Raw genomic sequence first — 26,553 nt, forward strand, 5'->3', positions numbered from 1 at the left:
AGGTCATTCGGGTCTCACCCAAGGCTCCCGCGTGCGACCGATGCGCATCACGAGCGTCTTGATCTCGAAGAACTCCTCCAGGCCATAGCGTCCGATCTCTCTCCCCTGACCGGATTGCTTGACTCCGCCGAAGCTCAATTCCGGAAAGCCGTCCATCCAAGTATTCGTCCAGACGGTCCCCGCCTGCGCCCGAGTCGAGAACTCGAGACAGGTGTGGACGTTCTCGCTCCAAACGCCCGCAGACAGACCGTAGCTTGCGTCGTTCGTTAGCGCTACAGCTTCGTCCATCGTCCGGAAGGTCAGCACCGAGAGAACCGGCCCGAACACCTCTTCTCGGGCGATCGCCATCTCCGGCGAAACGCCGCGCACGACTGTCGGCTGATAGAATTGCCCCTCGAGCCCCGGCACGGTCATCGGCCCGCCCCCCAGCGCGATCTCGGCCCCCTCGGTGACCGCGGCGCGGACGTAGTCGTCGATCTTGCCTTGATGCTGGACGGAGATGATCGCCCCGACCTGCGTGCGCGGGTCAAGCGGATCGCCGAAGGCCACGCGCTTCGACAGCTCCACGACGCGCTCGACCACCTCATCCACGATATCTTCATGGACGATGATCCGGCTGCTCGAATTGCAGCATTGCCCGGTATTGAAATAGACGCCGAAGGTGATCGCATCGGCTGCGCTCTCGATATCGGCATCGGGGAACACGACCTGCGGATTCTTCCCGCCCAGCTCCAGTGCGACCTTTTTCAACGTGCTCGACGCAGCCGCCGAGATCGCCTTGCCGACCGCGGTCGAGCCGGTGAATGTTACCATGTCAACCGCCTCATGCGTCGTCATCACGCTGCCCACGGACGCCCCGTAGCCCAGAACGATATTCACGACGCCCGGCGGCATCCCTGCCTCGAACAACAGCTCCCCGAGCATCACCGTGGTCGACGGCGTCAGCTCGGACGGTTTGATTACCGTGGTGCAGCCGGCGGCGAGCGCGAAGGGCAGCTTTTGGCTCAGGATCCAGAACGGGAAGTTCCACGGCGTGATCATCGACACGACACCGATTGGGTCTTTGACGACGACACCGAGGATGTCGGGCCCCAGCGTATTGTGGCTATCGCCATGCATCGTGCGCGCCAACGACGCCGCGTAGCGCCACAGATCGGCCGCGCCCGACACTTCGGCGCGCGATTGCGAGATCGGCTTGCCACTCTCGAGAGTCTCCAGCAGCGCCATCCGCTCGACATTGCCCTCGATCAGATCGGCGACGCGCAGCAGCACGGTCGCACGCTCCTTGCCCGAGATCCGGCTCCAGACGCCGCTGTCGAAAGCCTCGCGGGCCGCAACGATCGCGGCTTCCGCATCGGCTTCGGCGCCCAGTGCCGCGCGGCTGACGAGGCAGCCATGCGCCGGGGACATCCGATCGTAGCTCTCACCGGAGGCACTGTCGCGCCACTCGCCTGCGATCAGGTGACGACAGATGAAGGGCTCTGCGGGGATCGCGGCGTCAACGGCAGAGATCAGGTTCAGCTCGGTCATGTTCAAAGTCCCGAAAAATTAGGTTTGCGTTTCTCGCGGAAGGCCGTGACCCCTTCGGCGCGATCTTCGCTGGCCGAAATGGCGGCACTTCCGAGCGCCTCAGCCATGGCACCACGATCTTCACCCGCCGCGACATGGATCATCGATTTCGTGATTTCGACGGCGCGGGGCGACAGCCCGAGCGCACGGTCGATCAGGGCCTGCGCTGCCGCGCGCGGATCTTCGGAGACCGCGGCCACGAAGCCGACCGCCAGCGCCCGGTCGGCCTTCACGCGGTGACCGAAAAGCGCCATCTCCTTCACCATCGGTTCGGGCAGCAGACGCATCAGCCGCTGCGTGCCCGACCAGCCGGGAACGATCCCGACGCCAGCTTCCGGGAGGGCAAGGCTGGCGCCGGGTGCCATGACCCGAAGGTCGCAGGCTGCGGCAAGTTCGAGACCGCCCCCGAAGGCGTGTCCGTTCAGCACCGCAATCGTCGGCTTCGAGAGGCGCGCGAGCCGGTCGAAAATCCGGTGTCCATCGCGGACCCAATGCCGCGCGAACTCGGCCGGGCTCAGATCGCCCCATCCGTTGATATCCGCCCCGGTGCAGAAAGCCCGGTCGCCCTCGGCGCTCACCAGCACGCAGCGAATCTCGACGTCTCTTTCGATCCGATCGAGATGCGCCTCGAGCGCGCTCAGCATCTCGACCGTGAGGGCGTTCATCTTCGCCGGGTTGTCGAGACGCAGCTCTGCCACCGCGCCGTCGATGATCAGGTGAATGTCACTCATGGCGTCCACCCCATCGGGGCGTCGGCGAGCAACGTCGTGGACATGGTGACGGCATTCTCCGCCACGCGCACCCGCCCCTCGGAAGCGCCGACGATATCGCGCTCAGGATCGATCCCCGGCATGATTTCGGTGGCGATGAGCCCCTTGTCATCGAGCCGCATCACGCAGCGCTCGGTGATATAGAGCACCTCCTGCCCCTGCTCTCGCGCACGCTCCCCGGAGAAGGTCACATGTTCGACCCGGTCGACCATCTTGGTGAACTTGCCGGGCGCGCGGACGCGAATGCCAGCCTCGTCCATCTCCATCTGCGCGCCTGCCTCGAACCAGCCCGAGAAGACGATCTTGCGCGCATGGGCGGTGATGTCGACGAAGCCGCCGCAGCCTGCGGTGAGGTAAGGTTTCTTGCCGAGCTTGGAGACATTCACATTCCCCTGCACATCGACCTCGAGGAAGGACAGGAAGGACATGTCGAACCCGGCGCCCTGGAAATAGATGAATTGCTGCGGCGAGGGCACGTAGCCATCGGCGTTCGACGCACAGCCGAAGGCAAATCCGGTCAAGGGCATCCCGCCCACTGCGCCTTGTTCGATCGCCCAGGTGACCGCATCATGGTGGCCCTCTTCGAGCAGGATGCGCGGCACCATCGCCGAAATCCCGAAACCGAGATTGGCGGTCATGCCGCCGCGAAGCTCCATTGCCGCGCGCCGTGCGATGACCTTCTCGATGCCATGTTCGGCCAATTCGAAGCTCGACCACGGACGCATCACTTGCCCCGAGATCGCCGGATCGTAGGGGGTCTCGCAGGTTTGTTTCTGATCCTCGTCCACGACCACGCAGTCCACAAGATGCCCCGGCACCCGGACATCGTGTGGGCGCAGGGAGCCCGCAGCCGTGACGCGCTCCACCTGCGCGATCACCAGCCCGCCATTGTTGCGGACGGCAATCGCCTGCTCGAGCCCGCCGAGATAGGCCCCCTCGTGCTCATAGGTCAGATTGCCGCGCTCATCCGCGGTGGTGGCGCGCAGGATGCAGACGTCGGGGTAAATATTCGGAAAATGGAGCCAGGTGTCACCATCGAACTCCACCCGGCGCACGATGGGCGCGCCTGCTGCGCGATCGTTCATCGCACAGCCCTCGCGCTCGGGGTCGACGAAGGTCTTCAAGCCGACCTTGGTCATCACGCCCGGACGGCGCGCCGCCGCCTCGCGATGCATATCGAACAGGATGCCGGAGGGCACGTTATAGGCTGCCACCCGATCCTCAACGACCATCTTCCAGATTTCCGGCATCGGCAGGTTCGAGGAGCCCGACGGGTAGGATCCTGCCAGAACGGTATCGAGCAGACCATCCTTCGCGATGTGGTCGATGCCCTTCACCCCGTACATGTCCCCCGCGGCGATCGGGTGGATTGTGGTGATGTTTTTCGGATGCTGCTCCCGATCGAAGCGCTCGCCGATCGCCTTGAGCACGGAGTCGGGACACCCCAACGCCGAAGACGAGGAAACCGTGATGACAGCACCATCCGCAATCTTCCCTACCGCTTCCGACGCACTGACAATCGTGCCCATAGTCCGCTTCTCCCTGTTCAACCGCACGTCCGCTAAAACAATTTTAGGAACGTTCCAAATTAAATAGGAACGTTCCAATTTTTTGTCAAACGTCTTTTTCGAGTGCGGGGCCCAAGGAGTGCCAAAAGGCATGGCTACAGCTAGGAAACGAAGGAGTTTCGGTGCCCTCCGTCCCTCCGAAGCGTTCAGGCCACGAGGCCGAGCGCCTCGTCACTTGCGGCGCCGGAATACTTGTCGCGCGGCGGCCACGGCCGGTCCTGCCAAGGCGGCGTGAAGATGAAGCTCGAGACCGACCGCCCGTCGAGGAGCGCCCCATTTCCTGCTCCGTGCGCGTAGTCGTAATAGAGTTTGACGATCTCTTCGCGGCTCACCTGCTCCGTCGCCTCGTGGGCCATGCAGGCTTCCCGCCACACGCGGACCCGGTCCTACCCGGCACCCTCGGGCAACTGAAAACCTTCGTAATAGTCGAGGAACCAGAACCTCTTGAACATCGGAGTGAATACGGTTTCGGCAAGCCCGAACTCGTCGAACAGGTACGGCCCTTCGGGGCTGTGCTCGAGCAGAAACCCGTCGATGTCGCGATAGAGGGACAGGAGCTTCTCGGCCCAATCGTCGCGACGGTCGCGATCCTGGTTAAGCACGAACCGGTACCCTGTCATCATGAACGCCCCCTCTCGCGCGCCCGGCAAGGGGCTTGGGGACGAGGCGATCATCACGGGTGGGTTCACCCGATCCGATCAACGACGTCGCGACCCTGAACATGCGCTCGGCCCCGTCGACCGGGGCAAGCATCGTCACCCGCCTCGCGGATGGGCAGAATCTGCGCAATCTCGGGTGTCGCATGGCAGAGGGGCGCCGTTGGTGCCAAGTTGCGACGCTCGCCGATCCTGGCTTCGAGGGCTGGGCTGCGGGAGAGTATTTGATCGAAGGCACCGGGACACCGACTCGAGCGGAGGCCGCCCCGAGTCCGAAACCGAAGATAGTGACAGGCTCAGGTCAGGAACACGTGCGTTTCGCCTCAGGCAGTTCGGATGCGCGACTTCACGGGGGGCTCCAGCCCGGGAAATCGCGCCGTTACCTGCTCAACGCGCGGGACGGGCAGGATCTGAACCTTCGGGTGATGGTGCAGGAAGCCCCCTCACCTACCGAATCTACAACCCCGACAAGAGCCCTCTCTTGGGCGACATGACGAAGAGCAAGGATTACCGCAGTCAGCTTTTCCAGTCGGGCGATCATGTGATCGAGGTGATCAACAGCACCAATCCGCCCTCGAGCTATGAGCGTCTCGTCGCGGTCAAGTAAGCGCGCGACGCAGCCCGCATGACACAGGCCACCGTCAAGCGCTTCCCACACAGGAAATACCGCGGTTAAGCGGCCCACGTCAGTCATCGGAGGGGAGGAGGAGGCGGTGACCTCAGGGAGGAGGAGAGAGGCCACCGCCAATTTCCGAGGCTCAGGGAGGAGGAGAGAGCCTCAGGAACTGGTGCAGCGAATTGCCCGCTGCGTTGGGATTGTTTTCGCACAGATGCTGCGCCGCAGAAATAGCTTATTCGACATAGCCGCGCTGCATCTTCCGCATAGCTGTCGCAAGGTCAGGATCCGTGCTGCGGCGCGCTGACCTCGGCCGACAGTCCCGGGGCCAGTCTCGCAGTCTGCGGCTGATCCGGGTCAATCGAGATGCGCACCGGCACGCGCTGCGCGATCTTGGTGAAGTTGCCGGTCGCATTGGAGCCCGACAGCAGGCTGAACTGCCCTGCCGTGGCAGGCGAGAACCGTTCGATATGACCTTTGAACTCGATCTTCCCCAGAGCGTCGACGGTGAAGGTCACCGGCTCACCCACGCGCAGCCCTGCCAGCTGGGTCTCCTTGTAATTCGCGATCAGCCAGAGGTCGGAGGGCACGAGCGAAACCAGCGTGCTCCCGGCGCTGACAAACTTGCCGACCCGAGCCGAAACCTGACCCAGTCGCCCATCCTGGGGCGCACGGATCACCGCATGATCGAGCGCCACCTGCGCCGCATCCAGCGACGCCTGCGCGGCATCGGTCTTCGCGGCGAGCGAGCGTTTGTTCAATTCCGCCGTCTGAACCGCTTGTTGGGCCACATCGATGGCGCTTTGCGCCTCTTGCACGCCCGCCTTCGCCTGATCGAGCGTAAGCTGCGCCTGATCGGCATCCGATTGCGAGACATAGCTTTTCTTCGTCAGCTTCGAGGCCCGATCGCGCGCGGTCTGCGCGGTGGCCTGCGCCGCTTTCGCCGAGGCCAGCGCGGCCTGTTTCGCCTCCAGCGTCGCCTTGGCCGAGTTCACCGCCTGCGCCCCGTTGGATTGCGCGGCCTTCGCCGTCTCAAGCGCGGCCTGCGCCTGTTCCACCGCCGCTTTCAACGCGCGATCGTCCAGCCGCACCAGCACATCGCCCTTCTTGACCTCCTCGAAGTCGCTGACAGGCACCGCCGTGACTTCGGCCGCGACCTGCGCGGAGATCGGCGTGACCTTGCCCTGCAGATAAGCATTGTCGGTCCATGCGACGTCGGAACGGAAAGGCGGAAGGCGCCATGCATAGAGCACGGTCGCGACACCGGCGAGCGCGATCAAAAGGATCAGGGCAGAAGCGATATAGCGGCGGGTCTGGGACATAGGATCAACTCTTGGAAACAGGGGTGGAGGGCGTAAGGCGCGGGAGCGGCCAGCTTCGCTGCAATGCGACATGGGCGATCAGCCCGGCGAGCGCCGCCAGCGCGAACCAGAAGACCGCGCGGAACGCATCGTCATAAGCGAGGATCGCGGCCTGCTGCTGCACCGCGGAGGCGACGGAGGACAGCGCGCCCCCGGCCCGTGCGCCTGCATCCGCGGTCTGGCCACCAAGCGAAGCAGCACTCTGCGCGAGGGTCTGGCTCAACATCGGATTGTCGGGCGAAATCTGCGGCGAAAGCTGCGCCATGTGATAGGCGGTGCGGTCGACCACCAGCGAGCGGAACAGGCCGGAGCCGATGACCCCGCCGATGGATTGCGTGGCCAGGAACAGCACGACGAAGCTCAGCAGGTAATGCGGCCCCTTCGCGAAGGCCGCCCCCAGCCCTTTCGCCATCGCGGGCGGCAGAAACAGGATGCCCGCGAAACCGACCATCGCCTGGCTGAGATACATCTGCTCGGGCCCGGTGAGCGCGGTCGATTGCGAATCGAGCCACGCCCCAGCCGCGATCAGAACCAGTGCGATGCCGTGAAACAGCGGCGCACGCGCCCCGCTATTGGTCAGCATCAGCACGCCGGTCGCGGCGAGCATCGACAGCGCGATGATCCCAAACAGCAACTGCTCCTGCCCGGGCTGAAGCCCCATGGTGCGCAGGAAGCCGACCGCGCCCGCGCTCTGCTCGGCGAGCGCGATGCGGAACACTAGAAGCGTTCCCGCCAAATGCAGGATTGGCGGGCTCAGCAGCCAGTGGAAATCAATCAGCGGATTGGGGCGCTGCATCTCGATCAGCACCGCGCCCGCGACCATCCCGATGGCCGCCACGAGCGCCACGCCCAACCATTCGGTCTGCGTCCAGTAATCTAGCGCCCCGAACATGAAGACGCTGGTGAACGCCCCGAACCCGAACGCGAGCAGGCTGAAGGAGACGAAATCGAGCGGTTTGAGCACCTTTTGCAGAGGGCGCGGCGTCAGCGGCAGCGCGAAAATCAGCGCCAGCGCCACCAGCGCCATGCCCATCTGGAAAAGGCTCACCGCGTGCCAACTGGCATTCGCGGTGAGGTCCGGCAGCAGCACCCGCGCCAGAGGCCTGCCCACCATGATCATCGTCAGAACGGCGGGGATAGCCACCTTCAGACGCTGTGCAGCGGGTATGGCCTCCAGCATGTAGAGAAAGCCGAGGCTCGACAGCGGCGCGGCGGCGCAGCCACTCAGGAACGCCACGATCACCGCGGAATGCAGGTCGTCGACCCAGAGATTCAGCACCATCGCCAGCACGAAGCAGACGATCCCCACCTCGGCGAAGCGCCGCAGACCGAACTGGTCGCGGATACGGATCAGCATCAGCGGCATAGAGGCGCGCGGCGCCATGAAGGCCGCCATCACCCAATAGGTGTTGTTCGTGGTGGCGTGAAGATCGCCCGCCAGCTGCGGCAGGTTGGCCGAGACGAAACCGGTCGCGAGCGATTGCGACAGCGCCACGAAAACGGCTGCGCTGGCATAGACGATCCGCTTTGCACCGGAATGGTCGGGCTCTGGCGGAGCGGCGGGCTGCGGCGCGGCGTCCGGCTCTGCGGTCTCTGCCGCTGTGGCTTCGTCTTGCTTGACTTCACGCTCTGCGGCGGCCTCGGTTGCGGGTCGCGTCTCCGCCTCTTCAGACCGCGCGCGCTCGCGCAGCGTCCGCTCGTCCGGCGATACCGGTTCGGCGGCCGTCGGACGCGCATCCGGGCCGTTGAGATTGCGAATCTGGGAATTCATTGGCCGCGCATCCTTTCGAGGTTGGCCTGCATCCGCTCCATCGTCTTGCGGGCGCGGGCGACCTCGTCGGCGTCGAGTCCTTCGTAGAGCTGCGCGCGCAGCGCCTCGACGAAGGTCTCGATCTCGGAGGCGTTCGCACGGGCGTGATCGGTCAGGAAAATCTGGCGGACGCGTTTGTCCTTGGGATCGGCGCGCCGCTCCACGAAGCCGAGCTTCTCCAGCCCGTCGAGCGTGCGGTTCAGCGTCGGCGTCTCGATCACCAGCGTTTCCGCCAGTTGCCGCTGGCTCATCCCCTCGTCGCGCGAGATCGCAAGGATGGCCTGCGCCCGCGCGAAGGTCAGCCCCATGTCCCGCGCCTGTGCGTCGAACATCGCGCGCACCGAACGCGCCGTCAGCATCATCGTGCGCGTCAACTCGGCACGGTCGCGGCGGGCGGCTTCGCTGGGCACGGATAGTTCTGCGGCACGGTCGGACATGGGGGCCTCGGGAATAAAGTTAGCCTGCTAACGTTTTGTCCCATCCCACATATCTTCTGTGTCGCGAGGATCAACATGGGTCCCCTGCACAGGGAGCCGTGCGAAATTGCGAAACGGAGCGATCTGGCCGTACATCCAGCGCGAGAGCTCAGGCGGCGAGCAAGCTCACAAGGCCGAGACCAGCCGCCACGAGCATCACCAGCGACAGCGTCACCGTCGCGATCACGCGCGGCCCGGCGGCTGCCACCGCCCGAGCATCGACGCCAAGCCCCAGCGCTGCCATCGCGATCACCGTCAGGATCGACGCCCCCTGCCCCATCGGCGCCAGCGCGACTTCCGGCAGCGCCCCGGCAGAGCGCAGCACGATCATCCCGAGAAACCCGAGGATGAAAAGCGGCGGCATGAGTCCACGCCGCACACGCCCTTCCGGTGCGGCAGTGCGTCCATCCGCCGGCAGGTGCGGCGCGAGGAACGACAGTACCACGGTGATCGGCCCCAGCATCAGGACCCGCACCAGCTTCACCAGCGTGCCGAGCTGGATCGCCCCGGCCCCCATCGGCGCCGCTGCAGCCAGAACTTGCGGCACCGCATAGACGGTGATCCCCGACAGGATCCCGTAACCGTTGACGCTCATTCCCGCCACATGGCCGACGACCGGCAGCAACAGAACCACCGCCACGCCGAGCACGGCGGTGAACGCGATCGCGGCACTGACATCGTCGCTGTCTGCGTCGATCACCGGGGCGACGGCGGCGATGGCGGAATTGCCGCAGATACCGTTGCCGCAGGCGATCAGCAATGCCATCCGGGCCGGCAGGCGCAAGGCCCGCCCCAGCAGATATGCGGTGGGCACCATGAGCGCGACCACGGCGACAATCCCGGCCAGCAAGCCCGGACCGACCGACAACAGGGTCTGTGCGCTCACCGAGGCGCCGAGCAGCACGATCGCGATCTCCAGCACCGTCTTGGCCGAGAAGCGGATACCGGCCTCGAAACGTGCAGGCGGAGCCCAGAGGGAGCGCACCACCGCCCCGATCAGGATCGCCAGCACCAACGGCTCCAGCCATTCCGCCCCGAACAGCGCGTGCTCTGCCATACCGCCCAACGCCGCGAGCGCGGCGACGCCGATGCTCAACCCGACCCCAGGAGCGTAAGCGCGAAGCGCGAGCTGCGGACGGGCGAAACGGCAGGGCAGGATCGAATGAAGCGGCAAGACGGTCTCCTCGGGCTCAGCACGTACCCCGTATTTGCCCGCCAAAATTCATTCTTCAAACAAAATGTTTTTGTCGATATGATCGGTTAAATCGATTAATTAAAGGGACACAGGAATGACGCCTGAACAGCTCCGCGTATTTGTCGCGGTCGCGGAAGAGCAGCACATGACCCGCGCCGCGGCGCGGCTGAACATGACGCAATCCACCGCCTCCGCCGCCATCGCGGCCCTGGAGTCGCGTCATCAGATCGCCCTGTTCGACCGGATTGGGCGGGGAATTTCTCTGACCGAGGAAGGTCGCGCCTTTCTGCCCGAGGCGCGCGCGGTGCTGGCACGGCTCGCCGAGGCGGAGGCGATGCTCGCCGAGACCCGCGGGCTCGAACGAGGGCATATCCGTCTAGTCGCCAGTCAGACCATCGCGGGCTATTGGCTGCCGCCATATCTTGCCGCCTTCCGGCAGGCGCGCCCGGGGATCGAGGTGACGCTGGAAATCGGCAATACACAGGAAGCCGCGGACCGGCTGCGCGCGGGCCTGCACGATCTCGCGCTGGTCGAAGGCGATGTCGAGGATGCGAAGCTGGAGCGCGTTCAGATCGGCGCGGATCAGCTGATATTGGTCAGTGCGGCCCCGCCGCCCGGCAAACTGGATGCGCGCGCGTTGAGCGAAGCGAACTGGGTTCTGCGCGAACCCGGCTCGGGCACGCGCTCCACCGCCGAAGCCGCCCTCGCCGACCTGGGCGTCGCGCCCGGTGCGCTCTCGGCCGCGCTGGTTTTGCCATCGAACGAGGCGGTGCTGAGCGCGGTCGAGGCGGGGGCCGGGATCACCATTCTCTCGGCCCATGTCGTCGCGCGGGCGCTGAGCCTCGGCACGGTCAGAGATTGGGAGCTGCAACTTGCCCCGCGGCCCTTCTACGCGCTACGCCACCGCGACCACCATGTCAGCCACGCCGCGGGCGATCTTCTGGCGCGGATCGATCAGTCGCAGTTGGACGAATTCAATCAGATGGAATGAACCATTTCGCGAGCTTCGCTTCGATCTCGGACGGCATAGCGGGCTTCGGGCAGACCGCGGCACCGGGGTAGCGCTCGCGCAGCTGAGAGGCCTCCGCATGTCCGGAATGGAACAGGAGCGGTACCCCCGCCTCGTGGAGCCGGTCGGCGAGTTCGTAGACCTCACCATCGGCCAGCATCACGTCGAGGATCGCGGCACCGGGCAGACGCTCGCGGACCAAGTCCAGACCCGCGCGAACCGTGGCGCAGGGTCCCCAGACCTCCATCCCGAGATCTTCCAGCATGAATTGAAGATCAAGCGCGACGACGGCTTCATCTTCGACAAGGAGCACCTCGCTCGGTGCTTTCTCAGTCAGCGTCGCCGTCGATTTCATGTGCGAAGATAATCCTGTTGCAACGGCTTTCCGGCGTCTGACGCGTGTCGACCCGCGCCGAAATCTGGCTGGCGGAAATATCGACCAACGTCGAGCCGAAGCCCTGTTTGTTCGTGTCGAGCTGCAACGCCTCACGGTAGCGCTCGTTCCACGAAAGTATCACAGTGTCGTCGTTTTCCTTCGACCAAGTGATCTCGAGATCGCCCTCGCGTGGCCCCAATACCCCGTATTTCGCGGCATTGGTGCTCCATTCGTGGAAAATCAACGCAAGTGCGGTCAGGTGATGCGTCGGAACATCGACCTCCGGCCCATCGATCAGGAACTTCGAGGGATCGTCATACGGCGCGAGGGTCGTCTCGATAACCTCGCGGAGCGGAATAGCCGCGCCGCTCGTCCGGGTGCGCGCCAGATCGTGCGAGCGCGCGAGCGCGTTGATCCGCTGACCGACGTCATCGACCAGCTCGCGCGGGCTCGAGGCGGTACGTCCCGCGATGCGCAGCATGCCCGAAACGATGGAAAACAGGTTCTTCACCCGGTGGTTCATCTCGCGCAGCATCAATTCGCGCATCTGCGCGGCCTCTTCATCGGCGGTGATATCGACGCTGAGGCCCAACAGACGGCTTTCCTTGCCTTCGCCCATCATCCGGCCAGTCGCGCGCAGGTGGCGCTTCGTCCCGGAGGGAAGGTCGAGCTCGTGGTCGACCTCCATATCGACGCCCTTCTCGCGCGCTTCGCGCACCGCCTGTTCTACGGCGTCCCGGTCATGCTCGGCCACGCGTTCGAAGAACCGCTCGAGCGGATAGGTGCCCGCAGCCTCGAGTTCGAAGAATGCGGCGACAGCCTCGTCGACCTCCACCTCGCCGCTAGGCTCGATGATCGACCAGATGCCGATCTGTGCGATTTCCAGCGCGAGTTGGAGCCGTTCGCCCTTCTGCGTGAGTTCGGTCTCGAGACGCAGCGCCTCGGTGATGTCGGTGAAGACGAGCGTCGCGCCTTCAACATTGCCGCGCGCATTCAGATAAGGCGTGGCGGCAAGCGACCAGACCTTGTCGAGCTCGGTGGATTTGACCCGACAGGGCCGCGGCAGCTCGCCCTCGAGCACCGCATCGATCAACTCGATCATGACTTCCGGCGTGTCGAGCATGTTCTTGATGTCGCCGAGCGGTCGGCCACGATCGCTGCCGCGCAGGCGGATCATCTCGCTCGCGCCGTCGGTGAAGTTGCGCAGGCGTAGCTTGCGATCAACCGTCACCAGCGCATGAAGCTTGGAATCGAAGATATTGCGCAGGTCGGCATTCGCGGTCGAAAGCTCCTCGACCTTGGTCTTCAGCTCGTCATTGACCGTCGCGAGCTCTTCGTTGGTCGATTGCAACTCCTCGTTCATCGACATCATTTCCTCGTTGGAGGATTTGAGCTCTTCGTTAGCGGTTTCCAACTCTTCGACGGTGGTGCGCAGGCGGTTGCGGGTGGCGCGCAGCTCCGCTTCCAAGACCTGCACATGGCTCTCGGAGGGCGCGATCTCGTCGAAATCGTATTCGTCGAGCGCCTCGAACGGGCCACGGTCGCGGAACACGATCAGCAGCGTGTCGTCCGAGAGCGGATCGGCGAGCACGTCGACGCGCTGCCGCCCGGTTTCCGAGATCACTTCGACGTCGCGGACGATCTTGCGCGTCCCGAGTTCAGCCGACTCGTGGATGACGGCGGAAAGCGCCTCGCGCAGCCCCGCCCGTGCGAGCGATTGCGCATAGCCCTGCCCGGTCTCGGACGGATCGATCTCGAGATACTTGCCCAAGCGCCCGGTGGCGGCGAGGATCGCTCCATCGCGATCGACATTCAGCGTCGCGGGCGCATAAAGATCGAGGATACGATTGCTGGCCAAGGTCGTGTTCCAGTCTCTGGGTCTTCTATCAGTCGTTTTTGGTCGAAGCGGAGCAAGCCGCGTATGAGGGTCGGAGCGCATAGGCAGTTCGGTCGGGTAAGGTGACCGTGGTCCAATGCTCCGGAAGATGCGCATCGCCCCGTCGATCGGCTCGAACAGCTCCTCGTGCCGCCCGATCGTCTCGGATGGGCCGAGGAAGAGAACGCCGCCCGGGTTGAGCGCGTAATGGAAGATCGGCAGCGCCCGCGCCTGCAGCTTGTCACCGAAATAGATCAGCAAGTTGCGGCAGGAGACCATGTCGAGACGCGAAAATGGCGGATCCTTGATCAGCGAATGTGGCGAGAAGCGCACCCGGTCGCGCAGCGCGACGGTGATCTGGAAATTGCCATCGCGTCCGACCGTATAGGTGTCGCGATACATTTCCGGCAGATCGAGCAGAACCGAGACCGGATAACGTCCCTCGCGTGCGATCGCGAGCATCCGTTCGTCGATATCGGTAGCGAAGATCTGGAAATCGATTTCCTTGCCGCTCGCATGGATCGCGCGATCGATGAGCATCGCCAGCGTGTAAGCCTCTTCGCCGCTCGAACAGCCGGGCACCCAGATGCGCAGCGCGCCGCCATCCTCGGCCTTCTCGACCATCGGCTTGATGGCTGCCTCGTTGAGCGCCTCGAAATGCTCGCTGTCGCGGAAGAAGCGGGTGACGTTGATCAGAAGATCGCCGAGCAGTGCCAGGGGCTCGTCTTCCTCTCGTTCGAGCCGTTCGAGATATTCGCGCGGATGAAGAATGCCCACGACCTGCATCCGGCGCTGGATCCTGCGCTCGAGCGTCGAGCGTTTATACTGCGAGAAATCATGCCCCGTCAGGCGATTCAGCGCAGAGCAGATCTCGTCCAGCGTGCCTGAAACCGGCGGCGCGGTATTGACCTGCTCGGGATCGACATTGCGGAATTCGGTGATACGCGCGATCACATCGGCAGGCGCGCTGACCACGTCGACCATCCCGGTCGCGACAGCCGAATTGGGCATCGAGTCGTAGCGCGCCGTGGCATCCTGCGCGATGCAGAACCCGCCGTGTTCCTTGACCGCGCGCAACCCAACCGAGCCATCCGTGCCCGTCCCCGACAGGATCACGCAGACTGCCCGACGCCCGAGATCCTGCCCCAGCGACACGAAGAAATCGTCGATCGGTCGGCGCAGACCGCGCGGCTGGGCGAATTCCGAAAGCTTCAGATGGCCGTTCTCTACCTCCAGCCCATAGCCCGGTGGGATCGTGTAGACGTGCCCAGCCTCCAGCTTGGCGCCATCTTCGGCCTGTAGCACTTCCAGCGAGGTCGACCGGCCGAGCAACTCGGCCAGCAGGGATTCGTGGTTCGGATCGAGGTGTTGGACGACGACATAGGCGCTCGGGTCGTCCGAACGCGCAGGCTCCAGCAGATCGCGAAGCGCTTCAAGCCCACCGGCGGAGGCGCCGATGCCGACAACATATAGATCCTCGGGGGTGTCGGTCACCTTATGGCCCGCCGATCCGCGCAGCGCGCGATCAAAAGGACGCGGCCCGCGCGCCCTTCTCTATAGTTATCTTTGCAGTTCATCCGCAGATCGGTGTCACTGGTCTCAGAACCCTGCAATAACATTTGACATAGTGTCGAACACATAACCGTGGCCGCAGCCATTCTCAGCCCTCACGGTAGATGATCGTAGCCATGGTTGAAAGACTCTCCGACAGGACCTTGGCGGAGCCGATCATCGCCAGGCCAAACCCGCGCGAGATCGCGGCAAGATCGTCGGCATTGCGCAGCAGGCTCGAGTCATTCGCCGCAAGATCAGCCTTCACGTTCTGACGTTCGGCGGCGGAGGTCAGGTCGAACTGCGACCCGAGAATCAACCGCGTTTCGCCATCGGGTTTGCGCAACCGCGTCATGAAGACGAAATTCTCGAAAGTCTCGCCATTCGCGCGGCTGTTGGTAACGCGAAAGCGACCCGCGGAAATCTCCTCGTCGTCGATGAACTCCCGCATCGCGGCGCGTTCTTCTTCGGTCGCGGCGCCTGCCTGCAGGAAGCGGCAGTTCTGCCCCAAAACCTCATCAGCGGAATACCCGGTCAGATTGAGAAACGCCTGATTCACGTAGACAAGCGGCACGTCCTCACGATCGACGGCGGCGATGGTCAGCGCGACATTCGACTTGTCGCAATAGCTGACGAGCGTGTCCGGCAATTCGTATTCAGTATAGACGGGCATTCAGCCTCCGCATTGTTCGAGGAGACAAGATTGATCACTGCGCGGAAAAGTCCAGCGCATGAGGCGAAATATCATCTATAACGGTTTTCAGGGGAGGATGGTACCGCCTCCCCGGCTTGAACGGGGGACCTCTGGATCCACAATCCAGCGCTCTAACCAACTGAGCTAAGGCGGCACTGGCGCGGGATTTAGCCCCCTCTCGCGCGGAATGCAAGTGTCCGATGACGAGAAATTCGCACCAAGTCTTGCCTGCGCACGTCGCGGGGGTTAGGTGCATTTTCCATCCAACCTCTCAGGAGTTTTCGATGAGCATCGACAAGGAAAGCGACATCTCCGCGAATCTGCAAATCGGCCCGACCTCGCTCGGGATGGTGCGGATCTATGTCGAGGGCGAAGGCATAGAGCTGCCGCTCGATTTCGATCCCGACGAGGCGATGGAGATCGCCGAAGAACTGCAAGCCGCTGCCGAAGCCGCGCGCGAGATGAGCAAGGGCGGCAAGGGCAAAGGCAAGAAGCGCTGAGCCCGGGCGTCAGACTCCGGGCGGATTCGCGCCCGGATCGTACAGCCTCTGCAACCGCCGCGCCGCCGCGCGCGCGAAATCGAGCGTCAGCGCCTTGCGCCGCGCTGGCGCGAGCTTGGAGAGTGGCGCCTCGCGGATCATCTCGGCACCGTAGCCATCCGCGATGAACAGTCCGGTTCCCTCGGGCAGCAGATCGGTCGGGAAATCCTGGTCCACTGCCCAGAAGTAGCGGTCGCACCATTCGAGATAGCCGTCCCATTTCCGGTCCGAAGTGAAATCGGCGCGACTCGACTTGCACTCCACGATCCAGATCTCTCCTTTCCGGTCGATTGCCATCAGATCGGCGCGCAGCCGCGGGCGCAGCACCATCTCCGGCACGCTGTCGAGGCCAAGCTCGGACAGCGCCCGGGCCGTCCCGCGCGCAAGCACCTGCCCCGGCTGCAGATCGGAAAGCGGAATTTGTGTCATGCGGAAACCATGAACGAAGTATGAACAAATGTCCAGCCGCCGCTGCGGCGCGCCCTGACCCTGCAGGCAATTCCGCCCATGAGACGCAGTCGTCGCCATGCGTCGTTCACCTCGTTGAATTCGCCCCCTTGTCGGAACGCGTTTTCGCCCCTATCTCGGGGTCTGACGGTTACTGCTCTTTCCGTGAAAGACCCTTTTCCAGTGGCCTATACCATTCCTGAGGGAGCTGGCTCTGCCGGGGTCCTGGCCTCGGTATCTGGCGCCCACCTGACTTTTCAGGTCTCCGGGAACTCTCGTCTACACGTCTGCTGCGGTTTCCGTCACTTCGCTTCCCGCCAGATAGCAAAAAGCCCCGCCGGATCGGTCGGGGCTTTTGTCGTCTTGGGACGTGGGCAGGTTCAGCGACGCAGCTGCATCTGCCGGCGCGACTTGGGCGTATCGACGGGCACCGGGATCGCCAGTTGCTCGGCGGCCATATCGGTGGGGATACCGTCACGCTTACCGCCGCCGGAACTGTCCTCATCCTCGGCCATGCGCATCACGGCGATCGCGAATTGCACACCGGAGAAGACGACCGTGTTGAAGACGATCAGCAGCGCCATCGCGATGTAACCGACATCCGAGGTGAAAATCAGGTGACGCAGATTGCCGACGTTGAAGCCGAGAAGCAGGCCAACGAAGGCGAGCGCGATGAAGAAGCCGATGACGACGTTCTTGATGTAAAGCCGGACCAGTTCGGGCATGAAAAATCCTCCTGCTTACCTCACAATTTAGTGCATATTCCCAAGTTTCAAACGGGGAAACATGCCGTGACGGCGAGATCGGCGGGGGTTTGCCCGTGACATGGTGTCGCGAAGGGGCGGGGTGCGTTCGCTCAGAACGCGTCGGGCTGCAGCGCGCGCGCCATGTGATCGAGCACCGCGTTGACGAATTTCGGCTCTTTGCCCTCGGGGAAGAAGGCGCGCGCCACATCGACGAACTCAGTGATGACGACGCGCGGCGGCGTCGCGGGGGTGATCAGCTCGGCCCCGGCGGCGCGGAACAGGGCGCGCAGCACCGGGTCGATCCGGTCGATCGGCCATTTCGCCACGAGCGCGCGGTCGGTCGCTTGGTCAATCTTCGCCTGCCACGTCACCGCATCGTCGATCAGGCGACGGAACAGGTCGGGATTGCCCTCGGCCATCTCGGTACCGTCCTCGTCCACCGCACCGAAGCGATAGGTCTCGAACTCCCGGCGCACCTTGTCCGCGCCCTGCCCGGCCGCTTCCATCTGAAACAGCGCCTGAACCGCGTAAAGACGCGAGGCGGATTTCATCTGGCGCTTCTCCTCTTGAGTGAGCTTGCGCGGTTTCGGGGCGTCTTGGGGCGCGTCGGAGGAGGCGTCGTCGGTCATGCGTTATTCGATCCGTCAGTGTCGCCGGCGATACGGAAGGATTCGGCAGGCTTGAAGCCGATGCCCTTCGTCCGGCGCGCCCATTTGCGCGACAATGAGACAAGATGCAAGGCCGCAGCAGCCGCGCCGCCACCTTTGTTTTGATCGGCGGGATCGGCGCGCACGGCGGCCTGCTCGTAATTCTCGACCGTCAGGATACCGTTGCCGATGCAAATCCCCTCGAGCCCCATCAGGGTCAGCCCGCGCGAGCTGTCGTTGCAGACGGTCTCGTAATGGGTGGTCTCACCCCGGATTACGCAGCCAAGCGCGACGAAGCCGTCGTAATCGGCCATCCGCGCTGCCATCGCGATCGCGGTCGGAATTTCCAAGGCTCCCGGCACTTCGATCACGTCGACATGGGCGCCAGCTTCTTTGGCGGTGGCCTTCGCGCCCGCGATCAGGTTGTCCGCGATATCCTTGTAATAGGGCGCGACCACGATCAGCAGGCGCGGCGCGCTGTCGAATTTCGGCAGCTCGAGCGTATAATGCGAAATTCCGGCCATGTCTTACTCCGTGATGGGTCGGGTGCCGACGATACGCAGGCCGTATGCGTCGATGCCTACATATTTCGTCTGCGGATTGTCGGTGAGAAGGATCAGGTCGTGAAGCCCCATGGAGGACAGGATCTGCGAGCCCAGACCGATCTGCTTGATCGTGCGCGGCCCCTGATCCTCTTCGCGCAGGAGGCGGTTCGACGGGTCGCGGAAGAGGCAGACCAGTCCGCGACCTTCGGCAGCCACGATCTCCATCGCGCGGCGCACCTCGTCGGCAGGACCGGGACCGATGCCCAGCACATCATCGAGGATATTGAGCGAATGGGTGCGCACCAGAACCGGCTCGGGCGTCGAGATGTCGCCCTTCACCAGAACGATGTGGTCGACGCCTTCCGCCATATCCGTGAAGACGCGCATCTCCCAGTCGCCGCCATGGCTGGAACTTACCATCTGGCGCACGCCCTCGCGCACGAGATTGTCGTGACGGCGACGATAGGCGATCAGGTCACTGATCGTGCCGATCTTCAGCCCGTGTTTCTTGCCGAAGGCGATCAGCCCCGGCAGGCGCAGCATGTGGCCGTCATCACCCATGATCTCGCAGATCACGCCAGCGGGTTTGAGCCCGGCCAGACGGGCGACATCCACGGCAGCCTCGGTATGGCCCGCGCGCACCAGCACACCACCGTCGCGCGCGCGCAGCGGGAAGATGTGGCCGGGCGAGGCGATATCCTGCGGCCCCTTGCTCGGATCGATCGCTACCTTGATCGTCTGCGCCCGGTCATGGGCGGAAATCCCGGTGGTGATGTTCTCGCGCGCCTCGATCGAAACGGTGAAGGCGGTCTCATGGCGCATCGAATTGGCACGCACCATCGGCGCAAGGCCCAGTTGGTCGACGCGCTCTGCAGTGAGCGGCAGGCAGATCAGCCCGCGCCCGTATGTCGCCATGAAGTTCACCGCTTCGGGGGTGCACTTCTCGGCGGGGATATAGAGGTCGCCCTCGTTCTCGCGATCCTCGTGATCGACGAGGATCACCATGCGCCCGGCCTTTGCCTCGGCGATGATCTCTTCGGCAGGCGAGATGGCGTGGCGCAGGCTTTCCTCGACCTCGCCGGGGACGTCATGGGTGCCGGACTTGTCGACCGGGGTGAGGGGCTTTCCGTCGGAGGTCATGCGTTCCACTCCTGCAGCCGCGCGACGTAACGCGCGAGCGTGTCGATCTCGAGATTGATCCGGTCGCCTGCCTTGGCGTGGCCCCAGTTGGTGACCTGTTTGGTGTGCGGGATGATGTTCACGCCGAACGTCGCGCCGTCGACCTCGTTCACGGTGAGCGAGGTACCGTTCAGCGCAACCGAGCCTTTCGGCGCGATGTATTTCGCGAGGGCGTCAGGCGCGCGGAAGGTAAACCGCGTACTGTCGCCCTCATCCACCATCGCCACGATCTCGGCCACGCCATCGACATGGCCCGAGACGATATGACCGCCCAGCTCGTCGCCTACTTTCAGCGCGCGTTCGAGATTGATCTTCTGCCCGACCTGCCAGCCGCCGCTGGCGTCATTGCCGCGACCGCCGATATTGGTCTTGGCCTGGCTCTCGGCGGAGATCTCCACGTCGAACCAGTTTTTCGGCTCGGTGCCGGTGGCGATCACGGTCAGACAGCAGCCGTCGCAAGCGATCGACGCGCCCAGTTCGATGCTGCCCACGTCATAGCTTGTGCCGATCCGCGCGCGCAGATCGCCGCGCTGCTCCAGCTCGAGAATTTCTCCGATATCGGTCACGATCCCGGTGAACATGGCATATCCCCTCAGATTTCGGACCTTAGCTAGCCCGCAGGGCGCGCCTTCGCAAGAGATGAGCGCCCCGTCGTCCCGTCACGCTATGCGCAGCCCCGCACAGCGCCTGCCCTAAAATTGTCCAATATTTAAGGGATTACCCCACAAACTCCGTGACTTCGCGCGGATCCTGCGCAATCAGGGAGGCAGGCCAAGGACACATGACTGGATGAACCGCTTCGAAAATCGCCACTTCCTGATGCTGCAGGGGCCTCATGGTCCCTTCTTTCATGAGCTTGGCGCGATGCTGCGGCAGGCGGGGGCGACGGTTTGGCGCGTGGGGTTTAATCGCGGGGACGAAGTTTTCTGGTTCGACAGCGCCTCCTATCTGCGCTTCGACGCCCCGCCGGAGGAGTGGGTCGGTTACCTGCGCGTCCTGATCGCCGAGAAAGGCATCACCGATCTCGTGCTCTATGGCGACACCCGCCCGATCCATGCGCAGGCCGTCGAGGTCGCGAAGGCTATGGGCCTGTGCGTGCATGTCTTCGAAGAGGGCTACGTCCGCCCCTACTGGGTCACTTACGAGCGCGGCGGCTCGAACGGACATTCCCGGCTGATGGAGATGTCGGTGGCGCAGATGCGCACCGCTCTCGCACAGTCCGAAATCGAGTTTCCCGACGCGCCGCCCCGCTGGGGCGATATGCGCCACCACGTGTTCTACGGCGCGCTCTACCATTTCTTCGTGATGCTGCGCCCCGGCCCCTATCGCCGTTTCCGCCCGCATCGCGACATCACCGTGTTTCAGGAATTCCGGCTCTGGCTGCGCCGCCTGCTGCTGATGCCGCTGCATATGCTGGAGCGCAGACGCGCGACGCGGCGCATCCGGCATGGCGGCTTTCCCTATCATCTGGTGCTGCTGCAGCTCGAACACGATTCCAGCTTCCGGATGCATTCGCCCTTCGCGAGCCAGACCGAGTTCATCGATCTGGTGATGGAGAATTTCGCGAAAGGCGCGCCGCCCCACCATCATCTCGTCTTCAAGGCCCATCCGCTCGAAGACGGGCGCGCGCCGATCCGCGACACGATCCGCAAGGCGGCCCGCGCGCATGGGCTGGCGTCGCGCGTGCATTTCGTGCGCGGCGGCAAGCTGGCGGGGCTGCTGGCGCAAGCGCGCTCTGCGGTCACGGTCAATTCCACCGCGGCGCAACAGGCGCTGTGGCGTGGACTGCCGCTGAAATCGCTGGGCCGAGCGATCTTCGACAAGCCGGAATTCACATCCGCCCAACCGCTCGAAGCCTTCTTCGCAAGCCCGGCCCGCCCCGACAGCCGCGCCTATCGCGACTACCGCCACTACCTGCTGGAAACGAGCCAGGTTCCGGGCGGGTTCTACTCTGCGAAAGGCCGCCGCGCCCTGCTGAGACAGGTGGTCGACATGATGCTGGCGGTCGAAGATCCCTATGATGCGCTGGTCGCGGGCAACGCGGCCCCACGGCAACAGTTGCAGGTGGTGCGATAATTTTTCTCGTTTTTTTCCCGGGGCTTCGGTAGCTTGATCACAAAATGATAAGCAGCATCCCGAACGAGGAGCTCGAGCAGTGACCATTACCCCTTCCCGCAGGGCCGTTTTGACGGGCCTTTCCGCCACTCTTTTGACTGCATCTTGTAGCCTTCCGCGCTCCGGCCCCAACAAGCGCGAACTCTTTGCAGGCTCCGTGATGCGCCAGGGCGACGCGTTCGTCGTCAAGGTGAACGATTTCGTCACCCGCGCAACCGCCGTGCAGCCGGCTCTCGGCTTCACCTCCGATTTCGTCAACGCGGGCCAGATCGGCTCCGATACAATCCGCCCGGGCGACACGCTTTCGCTGTCGATCTGGGAAAACGTCGATGACGGGCTTCTGGCCAGCAAAGGCGCCAACGCGACCCAGCTGCAGCAGGTGCAGGTCGACGGAGCGGGCTTCATCTTCGTGCCCTATGCGGGCCGCATCAAGGCCGCGGGCAACACGCCCGACGGGCTGCGTCGCATCATCACCACCAAGCTCGATGCGCAGACCCCGGACCCGCAGGTTCTGGTGTCCCGCGTGGCGGGTGACGGGGCGACCGTTTCGGTCATGGGCGCAATCAACGGTCAGGGCGTCTACCCGATCGAGCGGCCGACGCGCACGCTCTCGGCGATGATCGCGCGCGCCGGTGGTGTCGGCATCCCCGCCGAAGTCGCACGTGTCACCGTCAAACGGGGCAGCCGCTCGGAATCGGTCTGGCTGAAGGACCTCTACGAGAACCCGAAGATGGATATCGCGCTGCGCAATGGCGACGTGATTCTGGTCGAGAAAGACCAGCGCGCCTTCACCGCGCTCGGCGCGACAGGCACGCAATCGCGCGTCCCCTTCGAGACCCAGACCCTCTCGGCGCTCGAGGCGATCGCGACCGTGGGGGGGCTGCAGTCGAACCTCGCCGATCCGACCGGTGTTTTCGTCCTTCGCAACGAGCCTGCCGAGATCGCGGACAAGGTTCTGGGGCGCTCCGATCTGGTCGGCGATCAGCGCATGATCTACGTGCTCGACCTGACCCAGCCCAACGGCATGTTCATGGCGCGCGATTTCGCGATCCGCGACGGAGACACAGTCTACGTCACCGAGGCGCCCTTCGTGCAGTGGCAGAAGACGCTCTCGGCCCTTACCCAGCCGCTGGGAACGGTGAACACGCTCAACACGCTTGCCGGGAACTGATGCACCGCGACAGCGAACACGAGGCCGCCGGGACGATCCCCCGGCGGCTTTTTTTCTACAATGGCGGCGTGCTGCGACAGCCGCGCCTGCGCCAGATCTTGCGGGCGGCGGGCCACGCCCCGCGCCTTGGCGTCCCCGGCCCCGAAGACGGCGTGATCGTCTGGGGCCGGTCGCCCTATGCGGCGCGCGGAGAGGCGGTGGCCGCAAAACGCGGTGTGCCGCTGATCCGGGTGGAGGATGCGTTCCTGCGCTCGATCCAGCCGGGCCGGACCGGCGCGCCGCCCTTGGGCCTGATCCTCGATCCGATGGGCGTGCATTTCGACAGCGCCCAGCCCTCGCGGCTCGAATATCTCCTTGCGACCGAGCCGCTCGACGATAGTGCCATCTTGCAGCGGGCCCGCGACGGGATCGCCCGGCTGAAGGCCTCAGACCTGTCGAAATACAACAATTTCGACCCGGACCTTCCCGTCCCCGATCCGGGCTACGTTCTGGTTATCGACCAGACGCGGAACGATGCTTCGATCGCCCATGGCAGGGCGACAGCGGCGACATTTCGGGAGATGCTGGCCTATGCTCGGATCGAAAACCCCGGCGCGCGCATCTTGATCAAGACCCACCCCGAAACCCGCGCCGGCCTTCGCCCGGGCCACTACAGCCCGGAGGATTGCGACGCGAATTCCGAGATTTACGACGCGCCCGTATCCCCTTGGCAGCTACTCGAGGGCGCCGTCGCGGTCTATACCGTCTCGTCGCTGATGGGCTACGAGGCGATCCTCGCAGGCCACAAGCCCCGCGTCTTCGGGCAACCATTCTACGCAAGCTGGGGCCTCACGCAGGACGAAACCCCCGTGCCGCGCCGGTCGCGTAGCCTGACCCGCGCGCAAATCTTCGCAGTGTCGCATATCCTCGCGCCGATCTGGTTCGATCCTTGTCGCAAGCGCCAGTGCAGCTTTGAGGAAGCGGTGGATCAGCTCGAGGCCGAAACCCGCGCCTATCGCGAGGATCGGCGGGGCTATGTCGCGGGCGGCATGTCGATCTGGAAACGTCCGCATCTGCGCAAATTTTTCGGCCGCCACGGACCGCTGCGCTTCAGCGAGACGCCCGACCCTGCGCGTCCCTTTCTGTATTGGGCTTCGCGTGAGGCACCTGCCAACAGCACACCGATCCGTGTTGAAGACGGCTTCCTCCGCTCGCGGGGCCTCGGTGCAGAACTCGTGCCGCCGCTATCGTTGATCGCGGATCGGACCGGCATCTATTACGACCCGACCCGGCCCAGTGATCTGGAAGCGTTGATCGCCCGCCCCCTGCCCCCGGGCGGCGAGGCCCGCGCGCGCAAGCTCATCGACCGGATCACCGCGAACAAGCTGACGAAATACAATCTCGGCGGCGCGCTTCCCAATCTGCCAGAAGGCCACAAAATCTTGGTGCCGGGGCAAGTCGAAGACGACGCCTCGATCCGACTCGGCGGGGGGGAGACTTGCACAAATGCGATGCTTTTGGAGAGGACCAGGGCCGAAAAACCCCATTCAGTCATCCTTTTCAAACCTCATCCCGATGTCGTCGCTGGCCTCCGCCCCGGCGCGGTACCCGACGATGTCGCCAAGACCTACGCCGACCTGATCCTGCCCGACGCCGACACCGCCGCGCTGATCGAAGCGGTGGACGAGGTCTGGACCATGACCTCCGGTCTCGGCTTCGAGGCGTTGCTGCGCGGCAAAGCCGTCACGACGCTCGGTGCGCCCTTCTATGCCGGGTGGGGGCTGACGCGCGATCTCGGGCCAGTGCCCGCGCGCAGAACGGCGCGCCCCGATCTGCTGCACCTCGCCCATGCCGCGCTGATCGCCTATCCGCGCTACCTCGACCCGGTCAGCGGCCTTCCCTGCCCGGTCGAGGTCGCTCTGGATCGCCTGAGCGAGGGCCGCGCCCTGCCCCGTGGACCGCTCAACCGGATCGGCGCGAAGCTGCAGGGGGTGTTCGCGTCCTACGCGTGGGTCTGGCGCCGCCAGCGGTGAAGCAGGTCGTCGCCAATCGGGCGGCTCTCGACCAGCCGGTAGCGCGGTGCACAAGCCAGCTCACTCACCCCCATATCGCCAACCCCGGCGCGACCATCCGCGCCCAGCACCATGCCCGCCGTGAAGCCGATCAACTCGTCCACCAGCTCCGCATTGATCAAAGAGGCCGCGAACTTCCCACCGCCTTCGCAGAACACGCGGGTCAGGCCGAACCCGGCCAGAGCCTCCATCAGCGCCAGCGGATCGAGACCGCCGCCAACTGTCTCGGCCACTTCGATCAGTTCCGCCCCCGCTTCGCGCCAGAAGGCTTTCGCCTCCTTGGGCGCCGCCCCTCCGTGGATCAGCCAGAGCGGCGCGGCGTCCAGTGACCCAGCAAGCCGATTGCGCGGGAGATTGAGCCTTGCAGACGCCACGATCCGCAGCGGCTGGCGCAAGGGCGTGAAGCTGCGCACGGTCAGCAGCGGATCATCGGCCCGCGCGGTGCCGCCGCCCACCATGACCGCATCGAATTCTGCGCGCATGGCATGGACGAGCGCACGCGATTCTGGCCCGGTGATCCATTGGCTCTCACCTGTGGAGGTGGCGATACGTCCGTCGAAACTGCTGGCGAGCTTGAGCGCGAGCCACGGCCGGGCGCGCGTGACGCGTGACAGGAAGCCGGCCTGAAGCTCACGCGCCTCCGCCTCCATGAGCCCGGTCTCCACTGCGACTCCGGCGTCGCGCAACATCGTATGGCCGCCGCCCGAGACCCGCGGATCGGGGTCTTCCATCGCCGAGACGACCCGCGCCACGCCGGCCTCTGACAGAGCCAGCGCGCAGGGCGGCGTCTTTCCGTAATGGGCGCAAGGTTCCAGCGTGACATAGGCAGTCGCGCCGCGCGCCGCCTCCCCCGCTTGCGCGAGCGCACGCACCTCCGCATGGGGCCGCCCGCCCGGTTGGGTCCAGCCGCGCCCTATGACGCGGCCATCCTTCACGATCACGCAGCCTACGGCCGGGTTCGGCCAGACATTGCCAAGGCCCCGGCGCGCGAGCGTCAGGGCCATGGACATGAACCGCCGGTCGTTCTGGGTCACTCCGGGTCGCCCGCCCCCGGCGGACGCAATTCGGAGACGAACTTGTCGAAATCGTCCGCTTCCTGGAAGTTCTTGTAAACGCTGGCGAACCGGACGTAGCCGACCGTGTCGATCCGCGCGAGCGTCTCCATCACGATCTCGCCGATCACCTTCGAGGAGATGTCGGTCTCGCCCATGCTTTCCAGACGCCGCACAATCCCGGAGATCATCTGGTCGATCCGCTCGGGTTCGACGGGGCGCTTCTGCATCGCGATCCGGATCGAGCGTTCGAGCTTGTCGCGGTCAAAATCCTCACGCTTGCCAGAGGTCTTGATCACCACGAGATCGCGCAGCTGAACGCGTTCGTAGGTGGTAAACCGACCGCCGCAGGCCGGGCAGAACCGACGTCGCCGGATCGCGACGTGATCTTCCGCCGGGCGGCTATCCTTCACCTGAGTATCGACATTTCCGCAAAATGGGCAGCGCATTCGCTTTCCCCCGTTCGTTGTCCCGCCTCACGATAGGGTCTGCATGCCCCCCTTATCCACAAGACCTTAGCCTAGCGTCGATCGT

Annotated in this window: 26 protein-coding genes, 1 tRNA gene and 1 other RNA gene; 7 read left to right on the plus strand and 21 right to left on the minus strand. The window is 64.5% G+C overall.

Features of this window, described 5'->3' with window-relative positions:
• Positions 1–3: 3 nt before the first annotated feature.
• From DEM26_RS00540 to DEM26_RS20545, 5 genes are all read right to left on the minus strand, one after another.
• Positions 4–1,530 (minus strand): aldehyde dehydrogenase family protein, encoded by a 1,527-nt coding sequence (locus tag DEM26_RS00540; RefSeq protein ID WP_109171478.1) that lies wholly within the window; start codon positions 1,528–1,530, stop codon positions 4–6.
• Positions 1,531–1,532: 2 nt separating this feature from the next.
• A complete protein-coding gene (locus DEM26_RS00545; RefSeq protein ID WP_109171479.1) occupies positions 1,533–2,300 on the minus strand; it encodes an enoyl-CoA hydratase/isomerase family protein in 768 nt (255 codons plus the stop codon).
• Positions 2,297–3,868, minus strand: coding sequence for an acyl CoA:acetate/3-ketoacid CoA transferase (locus DEM26_RS00550; protein ID WP_109171480.1), 1,572 nt, complete (start codon positions 3,866–3,868; stop codon positions 2,297–2,299). The genes DEM26_RS00545 and DEM26_RS00550 overlap by 4 nt, the downstream gene beginning before the upstream one ends.
• 185 nt (positions 3,869–4,053) lie before the next feature.
• The gene (locus DEM26_RS20540; RefSeq protein WP_199224609.1) at positions 4,054–4,263 is read right to left on the minus strand and encodes a hypothetical protein; all 210 of its coding nucleotides are present in this window, start codon (positions 4,261–4,263) and stop codon (positions 4,054–4,056) included.
• A gap of 30 nt (positions 4,264–4,293) precedes the next feature.
• A complete protein-coding gene (locus DEM26_RS20545; protein ID WP_199224610.1) occupies positions 4,294–4,530 on the minus strand; it encodes a glutathione S-transferase family protein in 237 nt (78 codons plus the stop codon).
• A 98-nt stretch (positions 4,531–4,628) separates the two neighbouring features.
• On the opposite strand from DEM26_RS20545, the gene DEM26_RS20870 reads away from it, so the two are divergent.
• On the plus strand, positions 4,629–5,057 hold the full coding sequence (locus DEM26_RS20870) for an SH3 domain-containing protein (protein ID WP_369907715.1): 429 nt from the start codon (positions 4,629–4,631) through the stop codon (positions 5,055–5,057).
• Between the two features lie 403 nt (positions 5,058–5,460).
• Here DEM26_RS20870 and DEM26_RS00565 read toward each other — a convergent pair whose 3' ends face one another.
• The 4 genes from DEM26_RS00565 to DEM26_RS00580 all read right to left on the minus strand — a co-directional run bounded on the left by DEM26_RS00565 (position 5,461) and on the right by DEM26_RS00580 (position 10,000).
• Positions 5,461–6,501 carry an HlyD family secretion protein gene (locus DEM26_RS00565; RefSeq protein ID WP_109171482.1) on the minus strand — a complete coding sequence of 347 codons (1,041 nt, stop codon included), beginning with the start codon at positions 6,499–6,501 and terminating at the stop codon, positions 5,461–5,463.
• A 4-nt stretch (positions 6,502–6,505) separates the two neighbouring features.
• The gene (locus tag DEM26_RS00570) at positions 6,506–8,311 is read right to left on the minus strand and encodes an MFS transporter (protein WP_109171483.1); all 1,806 of its coding nucleotides are present in this window, start codon (positions 8,309–8,311) and stop codon (positions 6,506–6,508) included.
• Entirely contained in the window at positions 8,308–8,787 is a 480-nt protein-coding gene (locus tag DEM26_RS00575; protein ID WP_077701293.1) for a MarR family winged helix-turn-helix transcriptional regulator, read from the minus strand. The genes DEM26_RS00570 and DEM26_RS00575 overlap by 4 nt, the downstream gene beginning before the upstream one ends.
• Positions 8,788–8,935: 148 nt before the next feature.
• Positions 8,936–10,000, minus strand: coding sequence for a YeiH family protein (locus tag DEM26_RS00580; protein WP_199224611.1), 1,065 nt, complete (start codon positions 9,998–10,000; stop codon positions 8,936–8,938).
• Between the two features lie 115 nt (positions 10,001–10,115).
• Between DEM26_RS00580 and DEM26_RS00585 the strand changes: the two genes are divergently transcribed.
• Positions 10,116–11,012, plus strand: a complete 897-nt coding sequence (locus DEM26_RS00585; protein WP_088719708.1) for a LysR substrate-binding domain-containing protein — start codon at positions 10,116–10,118, stop codon at positions 11,010–11,012.
• Here the strand turns inward: DEM26_RS00585 and DEM26_RS00590 are convergent.
• The 4 genes from DEM26_RS00590 to DEM26_RS00605 form a co-directional block, all read right to left on the minus strand.
• Complete coding sequence (locus DEM26_RS00590) at positions 10,996–11,385, minus strand: response regulator (RefSeq protein ID WP_075774227.1); 390 nt, start codon at positions 11,383–11,385, stop codon at positions 10,996–10,998. The two genes, DEM26_RS00585 and DEM26_RS00590, sit on opposite strands and share 17 nt — an antisense overlap.
• A complete protein-coding gene (locus DEM26_RS00595) occupies positions 11,360–14,776 on the minus strand; it encodes a CheR family methyltransferase (protein ID WP_109171484.1) in 3,417 nt (1,138 codons plus the stop codon). Before DEM26_RS00595 ends, DEM26_RS00590 begins: the two co-directional genes overlap by 26 nt.
• Positions 14,777–14,942: 166 nt before the next feature.
• Positions 14,943–15,506 (minus strand): PAS domain-containing protein, encoded by a 564-nt coding sequence (locus DEM26_RS00600; RefSeq protein ID WP_109171485.1) that lies wholly within the window; start codon positions 15,504–15,506, stop codon positions 14,943–14,945.
• Between the two features lie 98 nt (positions 15,507–15,604).
• A tRNA-His gene (locus tag DEM26_RS00605) sits at positions 15,605–15,681 on the minus strand.
• Positions 15,682–15,811: 130 nt separating this feature from the next.
• On the opposite strand from DEM26_RS00605, the gene DEM26_RS00610 reads away from it, so the two are divergent.
• Positions 15,812–16,027, plus strand: coding sequence for a DUF6324 family protein (locus DEM26_RS00610; protein WP_088719705.1), 216 nt, complete (start codon positions 15,812–15,814; stop codon positions 16,025–16,027).
• Positions 16,028–16,036: 9 nt separating this feature from the next.
• Here the strand turns inward: DEM26_RS00610 and DEM26_RS00615 are convergent, their stop codons facing one another.
• Positions 16,037–16,495, minus strand: a complete 459-nt coding sequence (locus DEM26_RS00615; protein ID WP_075774342.1) for an MmcB family DNA repair protein — start codon at positions 16,493–16,495, stop codon at positions 16,037–16,039.
• A gap of 166 nt (positions 16,496–16,661) precedes the next feature.
• On the opposite strand from DEM26_RS00615, the gene ssrS reads away from it, so the two are divergent.
• Positions 16,662–16,816, plus strand: a non-coding RNA gene (gene ssrS / locus DEM26_RS20955) — 6S RNA.
• 77 nt (positions 16,817–16,893) lie between these two features.
• On the opposite strand, the gene DEM26_RS00620 is transcribed toward ssrS, so the two are convergent.
• The 5 genes from DEM26_RS00620 to DEM26_RS00640 all read right to left on the minus strand — a co-directional run bounded on the left by DEM26_RS00620 (position 16,894) and on the right by DEM26_RS00640 (position 20,211).
• Positions 16,894–17,238 carry a hypothetical protein gene (locus DEM26_RS00620; protein ID WP_088719704.1) on the minus strand — a complete coding sequence of 115 codons (345 nt, stop codon included), beginning with the start codon at positions 17,236–17,238 and terminating at the stop codon, positions 16,894–16,896.
• Positions 17,239–17,369: 131 nt separating this feature from the next.
• Positions 17,370–17,888, minus strand: coding sequence for a transcription antitermination factor NusB (gene nusB / locus DEM26_RS00625; RefSeq protein WP_075774222.1), 519 nt, complete (start codon positions 17,886–17,888; stop codon positions 17,370–17,372).
• A complete protein-coding gene (locus tag DEM26_RS00630; RefSeq protein WP_109171486.1) occupies positions 17,885–18,430 on the minus strand; it encodes a 6,7-dimethyl-8-ribityllumazine synthase in 546 nt (181 codons plus the stop codon). Before DEM26_RS00630 ends, nusB begins: the two co-directional genes overlap by 4 nt.
• 3 nt (positions 18,431–18,433) lie before the next feature.
• A complete protein-coding gene (gene ribB / locus DEM26_RS00635) occupies positions 18,434–19,591 on the minus strand; it encodes a 3,4-dihydroxy-2-butanone-4-phosphate synthase (RefSeq protein ID WP_075774220.1) in 1,158 nt (385 codons plus the stop codon).
• Positions 19,588–20,211 (minus strand): riboflavin synthase, encoded by a 624-nt coding sequence (locus tag DEM26_RS00640; RefSeq protein ID WP_075774219.1) that lies wholly within the window; start codon positions 20,209–20,211, stop codon positions 19,588–19,590. Before DEM26_RS00640 ends, ribB begins: the two co-directional genes overlap by 4 nt.
• A gap of 208 nt (positions 20,212–20,419) precedes the next feature.
• On the opposite strand from DEM26_RS00640, the gene DEM26_RS00645 reads away from it, so the two are divergent.
• The 3 genes from DEM26_RS00645 (at position 20,420) to DEM26_RS00655 (ending at position 24,928) form a co-directional block, all read left to right on the plus strand.
• Positions 20,420–21,706 (plus strand): capsule biosynthesis protein, encoded by a 1,287-nt coding sequence (locus DEM26_RS00645; protein ID WP_109171487.1) that lies wholly within the window; start codon positions 20,420–20,422, stop codon positions 21,704–21,706.
• A 79-nt stretch (positions 21,707–21,785) separates the two neighbouring features.
• Entirely contained in the window at positions 21,786–22,916 is a 1,131-nt protein-coding gene (locus tag DEM26_RS00650) for a polysaccharide biosynthesis/export family protein (protein WP_369907702.1), read from the plus strand.
• Positions 22,916–24,928 (plus strand): capsular polysaccharide biosynthesis protein, encoded by a 2,013-nt coding sequence (locus tag DEM26_RS00655; protein WP_109171488.1) that lies wholly within the window; start codon positions 22,916–22,918, stop codon positions 24,926–24,928. The genes DEM26_RS00650 and DEM26_RS00655 overlap by 1 nt, the downstream gene beginning before the upstream one ends.
• Here DEM26_RS00655 and ribD read toward each other — a convergent pair.
• Both ribD and nrdR read right to left on the minus strand, forming a co-directional pair.
• Complete coding sequence (gene ribD / locus DEM26_RS00660) at positions 24,898–26,001, minus strand: bifunctional diaminohydroxyphosphoribosylaminopyrimidine deaminase/5-amino-6-(5-phosphoribosylamino)uracil reductase RibD (protein ID WP_109171489.1); 1,104 nt, start codon at positions 25,999–26,001, stop codon at positions 24,898–24,900. The genes DEM26_RS00655 and ribD overlap by 31 nt on opposite strands.
• The gene (nrdR, locus tag DEM26_RS00665; protein WP_075774214.1) at positions 25,998–26,468 is read right to left on the minus strand and encodes a transcriptional regulator NrdR; all 471 of its coding nucleotides are present in this window, start codon (positions 26,466–26,468) and stop codon (positions 25,998–26,000) included. Before nrdR ends, ribD begins: the two co-directional genes overlap by 4 nt.
• Positions 26,469–26,553 lie beyond the last annotated feature (85 nt).

Source organism: Thioclava sp. NG1 (genome assembly GCF_003122275.1).
GTDB lineage: Bacteria > Pseudomonadota > Alphaproteobacteria > Rhodobacterales > Rhodobacteraceae > Thioclava > Thioclava nitratireducens.